The 16,142-nt window shown below is 70.2% G+C and carries 16 protein-coding genes and 3 tRNA genes; 6 read left to right on the top strand and 13 right to left on the bottom strand.

The window, feature by feature from the left end:
* The 3 genes from GUY59_RS23440 to GUY59_RS23430 all read right to left on the bottom strand — a co-directional run bounded on the left by GUY59_RS23440 (position 1) and on the right by GUY59_RS23430 (position 2,886).
* Positions 1-1,095, bottom strand: a complete 1,095-nt coding sequence (locus GUY59_RS23440; RefSeq protein ID WP_138199809.1) for a D-alanine--D-alanine ligase family protein — start codon at positions 1,093-1,095, stop codon at positions 1-3.
* 65 nt (positions 1,096-1,160) lie between these two features.
* Positions 1,161-2,171, bottom strand: a complete 1,011-nt coding sequence (locus GUY59_RS23435) for an NAD(P)H-dependent glycerol-3-phosphate dehydrogenase (protein WP_138199808.1) — start codon at positions 2,169-2,171, stop codon at positions 1,161-1,163.
* A 4-nt stretch (positions 2,172-2,175) separates the two neighbouring features.
* Positions 2,176-2,886 (bottom strand): lysophospholipid acyltransferase family protein, encoded by a 711-nt coding sequence (locus GUY59_RS23430; RefSeq protein ID WP_138199807.1) that lies wholly within the window; start codon positions 2,884-2,886, stop codon positions 2,176-2,178.
* Positions 2,887-3,171: 285 nt separating this feature from the next.
* On the opposite strand from GUY59_RS23430, the gene cofC reads away from it, so the two are divergent.
* Positions 3,172-3,807, top strand: coding sequence for a 2-phospho-L-lactate guanylyltransferase (gene cofC / locus GUY59_RS23425; RefSeq protein ID WP_138199805.1), 636 nt, complete (start codon positions 3,172-3,174; stop codon positions 3,805-3,807).
* Between the two features lie 223 nt (positions 3,808-4,030).
* Positions 4,031-4,237, top strand: a complete 207-nt coding sequence (locus GUY59_RS23420; protein WP_132628049.1) for a hypothetical protein — start codon at positions 4,031-4,033, stop codon at positions 4,235-4,237.
* A gap of 45 nt (positions 4,238-4,282) precedes the next feature.
* Here the strand turns inward: GUY59_RS23420 and GUY59_RS23415 are convergent, their stop codons facing one another.
* From GUY59_RS23415 to leuC, 4 genes are all read right to left on the bottom strand, one after another.
* Positions 4,283-4,582 carry an HU family DNA-binding protein gene (locus GUY59_RS23415; RefSeq protein WP_132334500.1) on the bottom strand — a complete coding sequence of 100 codons (300 nt, stop codon included), beginning with the start codon at positions 4,580-4,582 and terminating at the stop codon, positions 4,283-4,285.
* Between the two features lie 99 nt (positions 4,583-4,681).
* The gene (locus GUY59_RS23410) at positions 4,682-4,921 is read right to left on the bottom strand and encodes a hypothetical protein (RefSeq protein ID WP_138199804.1); all 240 of its coding nucleotides are present in this window, start codon (positions 4,919-4,921) and stop codon (positions 4,682-4,684) included.
* Positions 4,900-5,487, bottom strand: a complete 588-nt coding sequence (gene leuD, locus GUY59_RS23405) for a 3-isopropylmalate dehydratase small subunit (protein ID WP_138199803.1) — start codon at positions 5,485-5,487, stop codon at positions 4,900-4,902. Before leuD ends, GUY59_RS23410 begins: the two co-directional genes overlap by 22 nt.
* Before the next feature lie 52 nt (positions 5,488-5,539).
* Positions 5,540-6,925 carry a 3-isopropylmalate dehydratase large subunit gene (gene leuC, locus GUY59_RS23400; RefSeq protein ID WP_138199802.1) on the bottom strand — a complete coding sequence of 462 codons (1,386 nt, stop codon included), beginning with the start codon at positions 6,923-6,925 and terminating at the stop codon, positions 5,540-5,542.
* Between the two features lie 179 nt (positions 6,926-7,104).
* Here leuC and GUY59_RS23395 point away from each other — a divergent pair, with 179 nt between their 5' ends.
* Together GUY59_RS23395 and GUY59_RS23390 are read left to right on the top strand one after the other, a co-directional pair.
* The gene (locus GUY59_RS23395) at positions 7,105-7,821 is read left to right on the top strand and encodes an IclR family transcriptional regulator (protein ID WP_020543978.1); all 717 of its coding nucleotides are present in this window, start codon (positions 7,105-7,107) and stop codon (positions 7,819-7,821) included.
* 58 nt (positions 7,822-7,879) lie between these two features.
* Entirely contained in the window at positions 7,880-9,589 is a 1,710-nt protein-coding gene (locus tag GUY59_RS23390; protein ID WP_138199801.1) for a hypothetical protein, read from the top strand.
* A gap of 426 nt (positions 9,590-10,015) precedes the next feature.
* On the opposite strand, the gene GUY59_RS23385 is transcribed toward GUY59_RS23390, so the two are convergent.
* The 5 genes from GUY59_RS23385 to GUY59_RS23365 all read right to left on the bottom strand — a co-directional run bounded on the left by GUY59_RS23385 (position 10,016) and on the right by GUY59_RS23365 (position 12,843).
* Positions 10,016-10,088, bottom strand: a tRNA-Glu gene (locus GUY59_RS23385).
* An 18-nt stretch (positions 10,089-10,106) separates the two neighbouring features.
* Positions 10,107-10,182 (bottom strand) — tRNA-Glu (locus tag GUY59_RS23380).
* A 79-nt stretch (positions 10,183-10,261) separates the two neighbouring features.
* Complete coding sequence (locus GUY59_RS23375) at positions 10,262-10,843, bottom strand: hypothetical protein (protein ID WP_138199800.1); 582 nt, start codon at positions 10,841-10,843, stop codon at positions 10,262-10,264.
* A 163-nt stretch (positions 10,844-11,006) separates the two neighbouring features.
* Entirely contained in the window at positions 11,007-11,621 is a 615-nt protein-coding gene (locus tag GUY59_RS23370; protein WP_138199799.1) for a response regulator, read from the bottom strand.
* A gap of 31 nt (positions 11,622-11,652) precedes the next feature.
* Complete coding sequence (locus GUY59_RS23365; protein ID WP_138199798.1) at positions 11,653-12,843, bottom strand: sensor histidine kinase; 1,191 nt, start codon at positions 12,841-12,843, stop codon at positions 11,653-11,655.
* 109 nt (positions 12,844-12,952) lie between these two features.
* On the opposite strand from GUY59_RS23365, the gene GUY59_RS23360 reads away from it, so the two are divergent.
* Positions 12,953-13,891: an alpha/beta hydrolase gene (locus tag GUY59_RS23360; RefSeq protein WP_236667427.1), complete on the top strand. Its 939-nt coding sequence runs from the start codon at positions 12,953-12,955 to the stop codon at positions 13,889-13,891.
* Positions 13,892-13,926: 35 nt separating this feature from the next.
* Here GUY59_RS23360 and GUY59_RS23355 read toward each other — a convergent pair.
* Positions 13,927-13,998: transfer RNA gene (locus tag GUY59_RS23355), tRNA-Gln, on the bottom strand.
* Between the two features lie 163 nt (positions 13,999-14,161).
* On the opposite strand from GUY59_RS23355, the gene GUY59_RS23350 reads away from it, so the two are divergent.
* On the top strand, positions 14,162-16,132 hold the full coding sequence (locus GUY59_RS23350) for a M3 family metallopeptidase (protein ID WP_138199797.1): 1,971 nt from the start codon (positions 14,162-14,164) through the stop codon (positions 16,130-16,132).
* The last annotated feature ends 10 nt before the right edge of the window (positions 16,133-16,142 follow it).

Below are 16,142 nucleotides of genomic sequence, written 5' to 3'. Positions count from 1 at the left end.
TCAGCGCAGCCCCGCCGACCGAGTCAGCGCGAGCTGGATGAGCCGGTCGACCAGCGCCGGATAGGGCAGGCCCGAGGCGGCCCAGAGCTGCGGCGCCACCGACAAGGACGTGAACCCGGGCATGGTGTTGATCTCGTTGAACACGAGCCCGCCTTCGGGCGTGTAGAAGAAGTCGACCCGCGCGAGCCCCTCGCAGTCGAGCGCCTCGAACGCGCGCACCGCCATCGCCCGGAGCTCCTCGGCCGTCTCGGCCGGGATGTCGGCGGGCACGGTGAGCGACATCTGGTCGGGATAGTACTTCGCCTCGAAGTCGAAGAACTCCTGCCCGCCCTCGACCCTGACCTCGCCGGGGACCGACGCCGCGGCCGGCTCGTCGCCGGGCGACTCCAGCACCGCGCACTCGATCTCGCGGCCGGCGACGGCGGCCTCGACGAGCACCTTCGGGTCGTGCTGCCTGGCGGCCTCCACCGCCGCCTCCAGCTGGGACCGGTCGGACGCCTTGGAGATGCCCTGCGAGGAACCGGCCCTGGCGGGCTTGACGAACACCGGGAAACCGAGCTCCTCGGCCTCCTTGACCACGCGCTCCCGGTCGAGCCGCCAGTCGCGGTCGCGGACGACGACATAGCGGCCGATGGGCAGCCCCGCGGCGGCCATCACGGTCTTCATGTGGGCCTTGTCCATGCCGACGGCGCTGGCCAGCACCCCCGAGCCGACGTAACGCACGCCGGCCATCTCCAGCAGGCCCTGGATCGTGCCGTCCTCGGCGAACGGCCCGTGCATCACGGGGAACACCACGTCGACCGAGCCCAGTTCCACCGGGATGCTGCCCGGGTCGTAGGCCACCAGCGCGTTGCCGCCCGACGGGAGCGCCAGCGCCGCGCCCGCCCCGTCGACGACCGGCAGCTCACCCGACTCGATGGCGAACCGCTGCTCGGACGTGGTCAGCACCCACCTGCCGTCCTGGGCGATCCCGATGGGGATCACCTCGTATTTACTCCTGTCGATCGCTTCCAGAACGCTGCCCGCGCCCATGAGGGACACGGCGTGCTCCGAATTGCGACCCCCGAAAACGACGGCGACGCGTGGCTTGCTCATGGTGTCCGAATCTACCGGGGTGTCCCTGTCACAGCGAGCCGAGCACGCCGTAATCAGGCCTTCTCTTATACGCCGTAACGCTCGGGTTTGGGCGAGCGTGACATCAGCAACATGCCCGCCTCCGCCGGGGACATGCCGTCGTGCACCACTCCGACGACGACTTCGGTGATGGGCATCTCGACGTCGTGTTTCCTGGCCAGCTCCAGCACGGACTCGCAGGACTTCACGCCCTCCGCCGTCTGCTTGGTGGCCGCGACGGCCTCGTCCAGCGTCATGCCCCTGCCGAGGTTCTCGCCGAACGTACGGTTGCGCGACAGCGGCGAGGTGCACGTGGCCACCAGGTCGCCCATGCCGGCCAGCCCGGCGAACGTGTGCGCGTCGGCGCCGAGCGCCGCGCCCAGCCGGGAGATCTCGGCCAGCCCTCTGGTGATGAGCATGGCGCTGACGTTGTCGCCCATGCCCATGCCCGCGGAGACGCCGACGGCCAGCGCGATCACGTTCTTCACCGCGCCGCCCAGCTCCACGCCGACGACGTCGGGGTTGGTGTACGGGCGGAACCACGGCGGCAGGTGACAGGCCGCCTGGAGGCGGGCGGCGACGGACTCGTCGGCGCAGGCGACGACGGTGGCGGCGGGCTGGCGCATGGCGATCTCCTTGGCCAGGTTGGGCCCGGAGACGACGGCGACACGCTCCTCCGGCACCTCGGCGACCTCGCGGATCACCTCACTCATCCGCTTGGTCGTGCCCAGCTCGATGCCCTTCATCAGGCTGACCAGCACCGCGCGGGGCGGCAGGTGCTCGCGCCAGCGGGCCAGGTTGGCCCGCAGCCGCTGCGCCGGCACGGCCAGCACCACGAAGTCGGCGCCGTCGAGCGCCCGTGCGGGGTCGGTCGTGGCGCGCAGCGAGGCCGGCAGCTCGATGCCCGGCAGGTAGTCGGGGTTGGCGTGATCACGGTCGATCGCCCCGACCAGCTCCGGCCTGCGCCCCCACAGCGAGACCTCGTTGCCGGCCTCCGCCAGGATCATGGCGAACGTCGTGCCCCACGAGCCCGTGCCGAGAACGGCCACCTTCGTCATGCCATCACCGTCCGGCGGGGTCGTAGGGAGTTTCCGGCGCCTTCTCCCCGCGCAACCCGGCGAGCTGCGCGGTGATCGCCGCCATGATGTCGGCCGTCGCCTCGCGCAACACGTCCGCGTGCGGTGGCCGGTCCGCGTATTTCGACAGGTCGACCGGCGGCCCCACGCTCACGCGGAACGTCTTGCGCGGAAACAGCCTGGGCTTCTTCTCCCCGTAGGGGAGCAGCTCATGCGCGCCCCAGTGGGCGACCGGGATGACCGGCGCGCCACTCTGCAACGCCAGCCGGGCCGCGCCCGTCTTGCCCACCATGGGCCACAGGCCGGGGTCACGGGTGCAGGTGCCCTCCGGGTAGAACATGATCGCACAACCGTCGGCGAGCCGCTCCGCCGAGATCTGCAGCGACAGGGCCGCCTCCCTGCTGCCGCGGGCGACCGGGATGGCCAGCAGCGCCGTCACGGCCCGGCCGAGGAAGGGCACTTTGAAAAGCGCGGACTTGGCGAGGATTACCGGCCAGCGCCCGTTGTTGTAGAGGAAGTGCGACAGCAGGACAGGGTCGGCCCAGGAGAGATGGTTGGTCGCGATGATCACGCCGCCGGTGCGGGGGATGCGCTCCCCGCCGCGCCAGTCCTTCTTGACCAGGAGCCGGGACAGCGGTTTCACCACGACTACTGCCAGGGTTTCCCAGAAACGCGACGGTCGCGTGGGGCGGCTCATGGTCTCCTCCAACACCTGCGGGATGCGCCCCAAGTCTCCCGGTTGGCCGCTCGGGATGTCGAGGCGCGCGATGCTTGAGCGTTCGGCTTGGTCCCCGCGTGCGGGGGATTTCCATCTTCACAGGTCGGGGTCACCGCTCCGCAGCCGCCTGGGCGCCAGGGGAGGTGACGTCGTTCACGGTACGCCCTGCCGTCAGGATGTTCTTCGGGGCGTCGAGCCGTCGCCTGCCCGCACGACGAGGGTTTCCCTGGCTGAAGCCCGCGGTCTTCAGCGAAGGAGAAACCGATGAGCAACCGGTGGTCACTGGTGGTACCGGTGAAGACGCTGGTCGCGGCGAAGACCCGGCTCGCCGCGGCGACCGGGCCCCACCGCTCCAGACTGGCCGTCGCGGTGGCCTGCGACACCGTGGAGGCGGCGCTGTCGTGCCGACGGGTGGCGCGGGTGATCGTGGTGACCGCCGACCCGGCCGCCGCGGGCCCTCTCGCGGGGCTCGGGGCCGAGGTGGTGCACGACCCCGATCGCGGGCTGAACACCGCGCTCCGCAAGGGGGCCGCCCATGCCGTACGCGTCGCGCCCGGCGACGCGGTGGGCGCGCTGCAGGCCGACCTGCCCGCCCTGCGGCCGGCCGAACTGGCTCTGGCGCTGGAGGCGGCGGCCGAGTTCGACCAGGCCTTCGTGCCCGACGCGCCGGACGTGGGGACCACCTTCTACGGCGTGCGGCCAGGGACGCCGTTCACGCCCAGGTTCGGCGGGGAGTCGCGGGCCAAGCACCTGGCCGCCGGGGCCAAGGAACTGGCCGTGCCGGGGATCGACTCCGTACGCCGCGACGTCGACACCCCCGACGACCTGCGCGCGGCCGTCGCGCTCGGGCTCGGCAGGCACACGGCGGCGGTGGTGGGTGAGTTGTGGCCGGACACGTGACCGGGGCGGCGGTCAGGAAGCGGCGGCCGATCTCATGACGGCGGGTGCGGTCCAGTACGCCGTTGCCGCGTTCGAGCCGCTCCTTGGACACGATGGCGGGAAGCAGGCTCATGGGGGCGATGTCGAAGAACACCGTGCCGGCGCCGAGCCCCAGGGCCACGGCACAGGGCTGGGGACAGACGGTTATTGGACCGCCCGGCGCGGCCGCCTTACGCTGGTCCTCGTGCAGGCGACGGTGCGCAGTTTCGACGAGGCCACTCGCTCGGGCACGGTGTTCCTCGACGACGGGACCGTGCTGGAGTTCGGCGCGCCCGCCTTCGACGCGGGGCCGCTCCGGTTGCTGCGCACGGGGCAGCGGGTCAATCTCGCGATGTCCGGGGGCGCGATCACTTACATCACGCTCTCCACTTTCCCGGTGCCCGGCGCATGAAATGCGGACGCCCGGACCGGACGGCCCGGGCGTGGTCCGCTGAGTTTACTTTTTCTTGCCGATTTTCTTGCCGCCCTCGTTCACGAGCTCTTTGAAATCGGAGCCGGGACGGAACTTCGGCGCCCAGCTCTCCGCGACGTTGATTTCCGCGCCGGTCGACGGATTGCGCGCCGTGCGGGCGGGCTTGTTCACCATCTCGAACGCGCCGAAGCCCGTGATCGAGACCTTGTCGCCGCTGGCCACGGCCTTCTGGATGGCGTCGACGACCGCGTTCACGGCCTCGGTGGCCGTCTTCCTGTCGCCCACCCGATCCGCGATGGCCTCGACGAGTTCACGCTTGTTCATGAAAGTCCTGCTCCCCCAGTTACGGCTCGGGGCTCCAGTTTACGTGTTTGACGGAGAAACCCCTTACGGGCTCGAAAGTAGGCGGGATCGCAGGGGAACTCAATCACCGGGCGTGTTTTCCGCACTTCGTGGCGTGTCGGAGGGCTCGTCAAGGGAGGTTAGAAACGTGTCGAGGCGGAGCGCGGCCCTTTTCGGGTCCCGCTTCGCGAGGTCGCAGATCGACAGATAGCGGCGCGCTATCCGTTCCTTGTCGGCGGCGGGGAGCATGCGGACGCGGCGGTGCGCCTCGCGCAACCGCCGCGCCAGTTCGTCGTCTTCTAGACGGTCGTCGGCAGCCATGGCTGCCGACCATTCTCGTATGCCGCCACCTCGTCGGCGTGACGGAGGGTCAGCCCGATGTCGTCGAGGCCCTCCATGAGCCGCCAGCGGGTGTAGTCGTCGATCTCGAAAGCGATGACCTCGTCCGCCCAGCGGACCTGGCGTTCCCGCAGGTCGACGGTGACTTCGAGCTTCGGGTCGGCCTCGACGGCCGACTGCAGGTCCGCCACCTTGTCGCCGGGCAGGACGACCGGCAGCAAACCCATCTTCGTGGAGTTGTTGCGGAAGATGTCGCCGAACCTGGCCGCGATCACGACGCGGAACCCGTACTGCTGGAGCGCCCAGACCGCGTGTTCGCGCGAGGAGCCGGTGCCGAAGTCGGGGCCGGAGACGAGGATCGAGGCGCCGTCGTAGGCGGCGTCGTTGAGGACGAACTCCGGGTCCTCGCGCCAGGCGGCGAACAGGCCTTTCTCGAAGCCGGTGCGGCTGACCTGCTTGAGCCAGACGGCCGGGATGATCTGGTCGGTGTCGACGTTGCTGCGGCGCAGCGGCACCGCCGTACCGGTGTGGGTGGTGAAGGCTTCCATCGATTGTCCTTACGGGTCTACAGGGCTGGAGGTCTGAGCGGGACGCCCGGCGTCAGAGGTCGGCCGGAGCGGTGAGGCGGCCGGTCACCGCGGTCGCGGCGGCGACCTGCGGCGACACCAGGTGGGTGCGGCCGCCCTTGCCCTGGCGGCCTTCGAAGTTGCGGTTGGAGGTCGAGGCGCTGCGCTCGCCGGGCTTCAGCGTGTCGGGGTTCATGCCGAGGCACATCGAGCAGCCGGCCTCGCGCCACTCGGCGCCCGCGGCCTTGAACACCTCGTGCAGGCCCTCCTCCTCGGCCTGCACCTTGACCTGCATCGAGCCGGGGACGATGAGCGTGCGGGTTCTCACCTGGCGGCCGCGCAGGATCTCGGCGGCCGAGCGCAGGTCCTCGATGCGGCCGTTGGTGCACGAGCCGACGAACACCGTGTCGACCTCGATCTCGCGCAGCGGCGTGCCCGCGCGCAGGCCCATGTAGTCGAGCGCGCGTTCGGCGGCCGAGCGGGCGACCGGGTCGTCGAAGGAGTCGGGGCTCGGCACGGACTCGGCGAGCGGCAGCCCCTGGCCGGGGTTGGTGCCCCACGTGACGTAGGGGGTCAGCGTCGAGGCGTCGATCTCCACGACCTTGTCGAACACGGCGTCGTCGTCGGTGCGCAGCGACTTCCAGTGTGCGACGGCCTGGTCCCACGCCTCGCCCTGCGGCGCGTGCGGGCGGCCCTTGAGGTAGGCGAACGTGGTCTCGTCCGGGGCGATCATGCCGGCGCGGGCGCCCGCCTCGATCGACATGTTGCACACCGTCATGCGGCCCTCCATGGAGAGCCTGCGCACCGCCTCGCCGCGGTATTCGACGATGTAGCCCTGGCCGCCGCCGGTGCCGATCTTGGCGATGATGGCCAGGATCAGGTCCTTGGCGGTGACGCCGGGGGGCAGCTCGCCCGAGACCTCGATGGCCATCGTCTTCGGCCGGTAGGCGGGCAGCGTCTGGGTGGCCAGCACGTGCTCGACCTCGGAGGTGCCGATGCCGAACGCGATGCCGCCGAACGCGCCGTGCGTCGAGGTGTGGGAGTCGCCGCAGACGATCGTCATGCCCGGCTGCGTCAGGCCGAACTGCGGGCCGATGATGTGCACCACGCCCTGACCGGCGTCGCCCATCGGGTGGAGCCTGACGCCGAACTCCGCGGCGTTCTTGCGCAGCGTCTCGACCTGCTTCTTGGACACCGGGTCGGCGATCGGGCCGAGCACCGTCGGCACGTTGTGGTCCTCGGTGGCGATCGTGAGATCGGGACGCCGCACCTTCCGGCCGGCGAGACGGAGCCCGTCGAACGCCTGCGGACTCGTCACCTCGTGGATGAGGTGCAGGTCGATGTAGAGCAGGTCGGGCTCGCCGTCGGCGCGCCTGACGACGTGCTGCTCCCAGACCTTCTCGGCCAGTGTGCGGCCCATGTGATCTCCTCCTGCTTAGAGCGATGCGACGCATCGCGGCTCAGTCGCTCGGACCCGGTCTCTTCCCTCGTCGCTCCGGTCGCCCCGTTCCCTGCGCTCTCGATTCAGAGATCGGCGGTCCCTCGCGGGAGAACCTTCGTGACTTGCCTTCTCATATGTCGAGACGGCAGTATCGTCCTATGGACAACTCTAGCGGAGTCGGAGTACTCGACAAGGCAGTTCTTGTACTCAATGCCCTCGAAGCGGGACCCGCTTCACTGGCGCAGCTCGTCCAGGCCACCGGTCTGGCCCGTCCCACGGCCCATCGGCTGGCCGTCGCACTTGAGCACCACCGCATCGTGAGCCGCGACACGCAGGGCCGTTTCGTGCTGGGTCCACGGCTGTCCGAGTTGTCCACCGCGGCCGGCGAGGACCGGCTGCTGGCGGTGGCCTCCCCCGTACTGATGCAGCTCAGGGATCTGACCGGGGAGAGCGCGCAACTCTACCGCCGCCAAGGAGACGAACGCGTCTGCGTCGCGGCGGCGGAACGGGCCAGCGGCCTGCGCGACACGGTTCCCGTGGGTTCGGCGCTGCCCATGACGGCGGGCTCGGCGGCGCAGATCCTGCTCGCCTGGGAGGAGCCCGACCGGCTGCACCGCGGGCTGCGCGGCGCCAAGTTCACCGCCGCCACGCTCGCGTCCGTGCGCCGCAGAGGCTGGGCCCACAGCGTCGGCGAGCGCGAGCAGGGAGTGGCCAGCGTCTCCGCCCCCATAAGGGGCAGCGGCGGCAAGGTGATCGCGGCCGTGTCGGTCTCCGGGCCCATCGAGCGGCTCACGCGAGCCCCCGGACGGTTGCACGCGGTGCCCGTCATGGCGGCGGCCGAACGCATCACCGAGGCGATGCGCCGCACGTCATGATCGGCGAAACCAGGTATTTCCGGGGCCGACAGCCTCGTGAGCACACTAGCCTGAGTGCGTGACAGATCGCATCGAGGTAGCCGCCACTGAGCTGCGACCCCTGCTCGAAGAGTTCATCATGTGGGCGCGTGCGAACGCGCCCGGAAGCGACCCCGAGCTCGTGGGGCCTGCCGCACTCTGGCACCGTCTCGCCTTCTCGCAGGACCTCGGCACGTGGAAGCGTGCCGACCTGCGTAACCTGCTGCTCGACCGCATGCCCAAGGTCGTGGAGGATCCCGACGCCGCCGCCGACGGGATGCTCCCCGCCGTGGACGCGTACCTCACGTTCCTCTCCCAGACCGGCAGGCTCGCCAAGGGCTCCGACTCCCTCGCCGATCTGCAGGCCGAACTCGACGACGTCGAAGACGAGTTCGTCGACCTGATGGAGGAGCTGATCGACGACGCCGACGGCGAGGAGGACGAGGAGGAGACCGGCGACCTCGGCGACTTCGAGGCCTTCGCCGACGAGCTGGCCGAACTCGACACGATCAGGCTGCGGCCCGACTCCGAGCTGGCCGCGGCCGCCCGCGAGGCGCCGCTCATCGCCAAGGCCCGCGACCTGGCCGTGTGGGTGGGTTCCGGCCGCCGCGTGGGCGAGGACACCCTGCTCAGCGACGCCGAGGTGGAGGAGGCGCTGGCCGCCGTCGGGGTGCCCAGGCCGGAGACCGACGGCCCCGTCGCCGAGGCCGTCCCCTACCTGTGGAACATCTGGAACCTCGCCGTCGACCTGGAGTTCCTCGAACCGGGCGACGCCAGCACGGTGGCGGTCCAGGACGACACGTCCGAGTGGCCGTTCGACGACGACGAGGACGTGCTCGACGCCTGGATGCTCGGGCTGCACTCCGTCGACTACGGCGACCCGGAGCTCGACGACGACGATCTCACGATGGCGCTGGCGGGCCTGACCCGCGGCCTGCTGGTCAGGCTGCTGCTCGCCGGCGGCTCACGCGACCTCGACGACCTGAGCCAGGACCTGGCCGAGGCCGCCGCCGACCTCGACGAACTCGGCTCGGACGCGTGGGAGGCGGCGGGCGACCCGCTGGCGCCCCCGATCGACTGGCTGATCGGCTACGGCATGGTCGAGCTCGACGGCAAGACGCTCAAACTCACGCCGCTCGGCACCGAAGGGGTCGTCCACCTCGTCGACGACGCCGACATCGAGGTCGACGCCCGGCCGGCGATCGAGTCCATGAGCGCCCACGAACTGCTCGCGCTCAGCGCCGAACTGCCGGAAGAGGAGGCCGACGCCGAGTTCGCCGCCTGGATGCGGCTACGCGACTCCGGCAGAGCGGCCGAAGAGCTGCTGGAGGCGGCAGGCGAGGACGAAAGCGACGCCCTGATCAGGGTGCAGGCCGCCAGCGTGGTCGGCACCCTCGGCGAGGCCGCCATCCCGGCCTGGCAGGAGGCGCTCAAGCAGCCCACGCTGCGGCCGTACGCGGCCACCCATCTCAGCCAGCTCGCAGTCGAGGGCGCGCCCGAGCCGACACAGGACGACACGCACTGGCTCATCCTCGACATGTGGACGATCTCGGCCGGGCTGGGGAGGTCGGAGTTCGTCAGCAGCCTGCAGGACATAGGGCCCGACATGGTCAGCAACCTGCTGGAGGTGATCTGGAAGATTCCGCACGCGCATGTGGAGGAACTGCTGGATCTCATCTCCCAGGTGCATCCCGACAAACAGGTCGCCAAGACCGCACGGCGCGCCCTGTTCAAAGCCCGCAGCCTGTAACCGCCCGCTCCCAATTGATCAGCACGTTCTGAACGGCGTTGTGTGATCCGCCAGGTGTGAGCCGCTCGGTGCGGCGCACACCTGGCGGCACGATCGGCTGCTGCGCCAGACGTCGCTCCGGCGCGCGCCGGGCGCCGATCGGGCTGCGGCGCCGTGCGTGGCTGGGCGGTCCCAGCCTTTACGCCGGCGGCGGACGCCCCCACCCGCCGCACGTGGCCGGCCCGTCCAGGGAAACGCTCCTGAAGTTCACGGGGCCGGGCGCCGTGACGTGCGCGCTGTGGGCCGATCGCGTGAGAGTCGTCAACCGGTGAAGAATCCGGTGCAAGGAAGCCGGCGACCGGCGGCAGACTCTCGCACGAGAAGGGCGGCGACCGGCGGGAACGAGAAACTCCGGGCCGTGGGGCGCCGGAGTTGGTGGGGTAGACGTAGTCCCGACCGGATTCGAACCGGCGCTACCGCCTTGAGAGGGCGGCGTCCTGGGCCACTAGACGACGGGACCTTCGTGAGCTTGTGACAGTGGTAGTCCCGACCGGATTCGAACCGGCGCTACCGCCTTGAGAGGGCGGCGTCCTGGGCCACTAGACGACGGGACCCTGTCCACAAGCTGATGTGCCGGGCTTCCCCGGCGACGCGCGTAACTCTACCGCACCCCGGAGACCACAACCAAACCACTTACCGGCCCATCAGATCGGGTCTGTGGTGGCGGACCCAGTCGCCCATCCGGCCGCGCTGCCACAGCGGGTCGAACTCGCCGAGCGGGATGGTCACCTCGGGACGGCCGGTCGCCGGGTCGACGGGGACGCGGGCCAGCCGGTCACGCATCCAGCCGGGGATGCGGGGCGGCACCGTGCGCAGGCCCCAGCCGATGAGCCCCACCGAGCGCAGCGCCTGGGCGCGCACCCGCACCCCACCCGGCCTGCCGACTCTTCTCGGATTGGCGAGTTGGGTGTCGACGACGTCGATCCTGGTGATGTCGGGCCAGCGGAGGTGCACGCGGAAGCCGAGCGAGTCGGTCAGTTCCACGCCTTCCTCGGTGAAGCGGACGACGGTGCCGGAGCTCATACGGCGGTGTTTGGCGGCGAGGACGGCGAGCAGCGCGCCGGTGGCCAGCAGGCCGATGACGGCGCCGAGCGCGGTGCTGCCGGTGAAGATCGCCCCGAGCAGAAGGATGACGACGAAGAAGAGGATGAGGGGCGCGATGAACGGGGTGACGAAGCGGGGGAAACTTCCCGCCTTAATCCGAAATTCCTCCATAAGTCGGACGAGGTTACCAAGGCGCGTTGGTCGAATCATGGTCCGGCCTCATCGTCGCCGGCAGGGCTGTCGCGTCCGCGGGTCAACGACTGATCGACGCGCTGGCCGGGCACGGAATCCGCCGTCGCGCGCACCGCCCCACCGTGACGTCGCTCGCCGACGGTCAGTCGTTGAGGATGCCGCGGCGGTAGGCCTCGGCGACGGCGGAGGCGCGGTCGCGGACGTCGAGTTTGGCGTAGACGTGCAGCAGATGGGTCTTGACGCTGGCCTCGCTGATGAACAGGGCGGCCGCCGCCCCCTTGTTCGTCGCTCCCCCTGCCACCAGCCGCAGCACCTCGAGTTCGCGTTTGCTCAGTTTGCCCCGGGTGGGCCTGCGCAGGTCGTTGGCCAGGCGGCCGGCCGCGGAGGGCGCGAGCACGGTCTCGCCCGCGTGGGTCGCGCGGACGGCCCGCGCCAGTTCCTCGGGCGGGGCGTCCTTGAGCAGGTAGCCGCTGGCCCCTGCTTCCATGGCGGGCAGGACGTCGGTGTCGAACGTGGTGAGCACCAGCACCCGCGGCCCGGTGCCGGAGAGCTCGCGGATGGCGCTGACGCCGTCCATGCCGGGCATGCGCAGGTCCATGAGGACGACGTTCGGCCGCAGTTCGGCGGCCAGGCGCACGGCCTGTGCCCCGTCGGACGCCTCGCCGACGACTTCCATGTCGGGCTCGCCGCCGAGGGCCGAGCGCAGGCCGTCGCGCACGATGGGGTGATCGTCGGCTATCAGCAGCCTCAGGAGCATCGAGTTTCCTCCGGAAGGTGGTCGTCCGCCGTCAACGTGGATCATCCTGCCCCGCGGGAGGGATGGCGGGCACGGACACGGCGACGGCCGTGCCCTGACCGGGTTCGGATTCGATGGCCAGGGTGCCGCCCACGCCGCGCACCCGCTGGCGCATGCCGTCCAGGCCGAACCCTTCAGCGGGCTTCTGCGGGTCGAAGCCGGCTCCGTCGTCCCGGATGTCGAGAAGCACGGATTCGTCGGTGTAGGAGAGCGTGAGGGCCGTCCTGGTGGCGCGTGCGTGCTTGGCGACGTTGGCCAGCGCCTCCTGGGCGACGCGGAACAGCGCCGCCTCCACGTCGTCGGCCAGGGCGACCGGGGTGCCGGTGACTTCCAGGGCGAGGCCGACGCCGGACGACTCGGACCAGGACCGGGCCATGCGGTCGACGGCCTCGGGCAGCCGGGCGTCCTCCAGCGGCTCGGGCCGTAGCGCGCGTACGGACCTGCGGGCCTCGGACAGGCTGCGGCGGGCCAGTTCGGCGGCCTGGTCGAGGTGGCGGCGGGCCGGGCCGTCGGACACGCGCGCGGCGGCGTGGAGCCGGCCGATCAGCGCGACGAGGTCCTGGGCGACCGTGTCGTGGATCTCGCCGGCCATGCGGTGCCGCTCGTCCAGCACGCCCGCGCTCCTGGCCTGGTCGAGCAGGCGGGCGTTCAGGTCGGCGTTCTCCTCCATGGCGGCGCGCAGCCGTTCGACCAGGCGGCGGCGTTTGTCGTGCTCTGCGGACACGTACCAGCCGGCGATGGCCAGCGGCAAAGCCACGGCGGCGATCACGCTCAGCAGGGAACCGCGAGCGCCGGGACTCGACTGGGCGGCCACGCTGACCACGGCTGTCACCGTCACGCCCAGCATGACCAGCCGGGCCGGCAACATTCCGATGGCCAGCGGGTAGCCGACCGAGGCGAACAGCATGAAGGCCGTGTGCTCGGCGGTGAGCGCTCCGGCGAGGGCGATGAGCACCAGGTAGTGGCCCACGACGAGCGCGCGGTGCGTGTCGCGTCGGGAGTGGAGCCAGGCGATCGGCGCCAGCCACACGGCGGCGGCCGGCACGAGGACGGGCCACCCGGGCGTCCACGCCGGGGTGGGGGTGTCGCCGCCCATGACGGCGGCCGCGATCGGGGAGATCGCGAGCAGTGCGTAGGCGAGCGCCAGATACACCCAGCGTTCGCGCCCGTCGAGCCGGCTCATGGGTCAAGCCTGGCATGACATCCACCGATCGGTGGATGCCAGGCATCGACCGCACGTCGAGCCTGGCGGGCGATGTGCGGGCCCGGCACTTCCCGGGAGCATCGTTTCCATGAACAGACCGAGCAGACGAAAGATGTTCCAGTTCGCCGCGGTCGCGGGCGCGAGTGCCGCCACCGCGACGGCCTCCGCCTCGATCGCGCCCAAGCGCAAGGAGGTGACCACGTTTGTCTTCGTGACCGGCGCGAACGGCACGGCCAGCGGCGATGACGAGCTGACGATGCGCGGTCACCGTTCCGTGGGCGTGAGCCTGCCCGGGCACGGCCCCGCCGAGCAGTTCAGCCGCGCGTACCAGACGCCGCAGGACCTGAACAAGCTGGCCACGATGCCGTCGCCGGTCGCGGGCGTGACGCTGGACGACTACGTCGAAGCGACGGTGAACACCGTCCGCAGGGTCTCCCGGTACGGTCCCGTGATCCTGGTCGGCGGGAGCTTGGGCGGCGCGGCGATCACGAAGGCGGCCGACGAGGTGCCCGACCTGATCGACCGGCTCGTCTACGACACGGCCTACTGCTGCACCGCTCTGAAGTCGCCGGCCGAGTATCTGGAGACTCCGGAGGGCAAGCCGAGCCTGTCGGGCAACCTGGTGGCGGGCGTGATCGCCGACCCCCGCGTGATCAAGGCGATCCGCGTCAACTGGCGCTCGAACGACAAGAAGTTCCTGGACGGCGTCAAGGCGGCCTACATGGCCGAAGCGAGCGACGGCGAGTTCCTCGCCTTGCTGAACTCGTTGCTGCCCGACGAGTCGATGCAGGTGTCGTACGCCGACGGACGGGGGCGCAAGGACAAGTGGGGACGGGTGCCGCGGGTGTACATCAGGCACGCGCGGGACCGGGTGATCCCGATCGCGCTGCAGGACCGCATGATCAGGGAGGCGGACGCCGCGACGCCGAAGAACAAGTTCAAGGTGTTCACTGTCGACACCTCGCACGCGCCGACCACGAAGGCGTATCAGCAGATCACGGAAATTCTGCACCGGCTGGCGAAATAAAAAAGGACGCCTCACCGGGAGGCGTCCATCAAATGCTGGGGTACCAGGACTCGAACCTAGACTAACTGAACCAGAATCAGTCGTGCTGCCAATTACACCATACCCCACCGGGCGGACCCTCTCGGGCTCGCTTCGGCGATGTCCGAAAGAATAGCCCAGGCAGAGGGGTAAGACCAAAACGAACGGCCAACCCGCCCTCCGCCGCCTGCGGCGCCCGCCCGGTCATGCCAAGCTGAAGGGGACAAAACACCACGTGGAGGAGCCCGAGCGTTGGCCGAGAATCCGTTCTTCGCCCCTAGTGATCTGCCCTACCAGCTGCCGCCGTTCGCGGACATCCGCGAGGAGCACTACGTGCCCGCTTTCGAGCGCGGCATGGCCGAGCAGCTGGCCGAGGTCGACGCGATAGCCGAGAACCCAGAGCCGCCCACCTTCGACAACACGATCGCCGCACTCGAACGATCGGGGCAGGTTCTCACCCGTGCGGCCACGGCCTTCTCCAGCATCGCGTCCTCCAACTCGACCGACGCCATCATGGAGATCGAGAAGCAGATCTCCCCTCAGCTGACCAGGCACGGCGACGCCATCCGGCTCAACCGGGCGTTGTGGGCGCGCATCAAGCAGGTCTCCACGGACGACGCGGAGGAGTCCTGGCTGCTGGAGAAGTACCGCGACGACTTCATCAGGGCCGGCGCCGACCTGTCGGAGAGCCAGCAGGACCGGCTGCGCGAGCTCAACGAGGAGCTGTCGAAGCTCAGCACGGAGTTCGCGCAGAGCCTGATGAAGGCGACGACCGAGTCGGCGCTGGTCGTCACGGACCGCAAGGAGCTCGACGGCCTCGACGAGGCCAAGGTCGAGTCTCTGCGCAAGGACGACGGCACGTACGCCCTGCCGCTGCTGAACTACACCAACCAGCCGGGCCTCGCCCAGCTCACCAACCGTGACGTACGCCGCAGACTCTACGAGCTGAGCGTGGGCCGGGCGCCGGGCAACTTCGACCGGGCCGCCCGGATGGCGGCGCTGCGCGCCGAGCGGGCGGCGCTGCTCGGCTTCCCGAACCACGCCGCCTACACCGTGGCCGACCAGACCGCCAAGACGGTCGAGGCGGTCGAGGAGATGCTCGGCCAGCTCGTCGGCCCCGCCGTGCGCAACGCGCGCAAGGAGGCGGAGGCGCTGGCCGAGCAGGCCGGGTTCCCGATCGAGCCGTGGGACTGGTCCTACTACGCGGAGAAGGTCCGCCAGGCCCGCTACGACTTCGACGGCGCCGCGATGCGGCCCTACTTCGAGCTCGACCGGGTCTACCGCGACGGCATCTTCTTCGCCGCGGGCAAGCTGTACGGGATCACCTTCACCGAGCGGCCCGACCTGAGCGGATACCACCCCGACGTGACCGTCTTCGAGGTGTTCGACGAGGACAGGAGCCGGCTGGGGTTGTTCGTGCTCGACCCGTACGCGAGAGCGGGCAAGCGCGGCGGCGCGTGGATGAACAACCTGGTCGACCAGTCGTTCCTGTTCGGGCTGCTCCCCGTGGTCATGAACAACCTCAACGTCACCAAGCCCGCCTCCGGGCCGACGCTGCTGACGTACGACGAGGTCAACACGGCCTTCCACGAGTTCGGTCACGCGCTGCACGGGCTGTTCTCCCAGGTGCGCTTCCCGCGGGTGTCCGGCACGAGCGTGCCCCGCGACTTCGTGGAATATCCGTCGCAGGTCAACGAGATGTGGGTGACCTGGCCCGAGATTCTGGCCAACTACGCCAAGCACCATGAGACGGGCGAGCCCATGCCCGCGGAGCTGGTGGAGAAGCTGACGGCCGCGTCCACGTTCAACCAGGGCTTCAAGACCGTCGAATACCTGGCCGCCACGCTGCTCGACTGGGCGTGGCACAAGCTGGCGCCGGGAGAGACGGTCGACGACCCCGAGGCGTTCGAGGCCGCCGCCCTGGAGGCCGCCAGGATCGCCATGCCGCAGATCAGGCCGCGCTACCGTACGAACTACTTCGCGCACATCTTCGCCGGCGGCTACAGCGCCGGTTACTACTCCTACATCTGGAGCGAGGTGCTCGACGCGGAAAGCGTCGAGTGGTTCAAGGAGAACGGCGGGCTCACCAGGGCGAACGGTGACCGCTTCCGCCGCGAGCTGCTCTCCAGGGGCGGGAGCATCGACCCGCTGACCGCGTTCCGCAACTTCCGGGGCCGCGAGCCGAGCATCCAGCCGCTGCTCGTCCGCCGCGGGCTGGCCTAGCCGAGGAGCG

The organism is Nonomuraea sp. K271, from assembly GCF_009908215.1.
In the GTDB taxonomy this organism is placed as follows: Bacteria; Actinomycetota; Actinomycetes; order Streptosporangiales; family Streptosporangiaceae; genus Nonomuraea; species Nonomuraea longispora.
The sequence above is the reverse complement of the archived record's forward strand: the minus strand, read 5'-3'. Positions and strand labels throughout refer to the sequence as shown.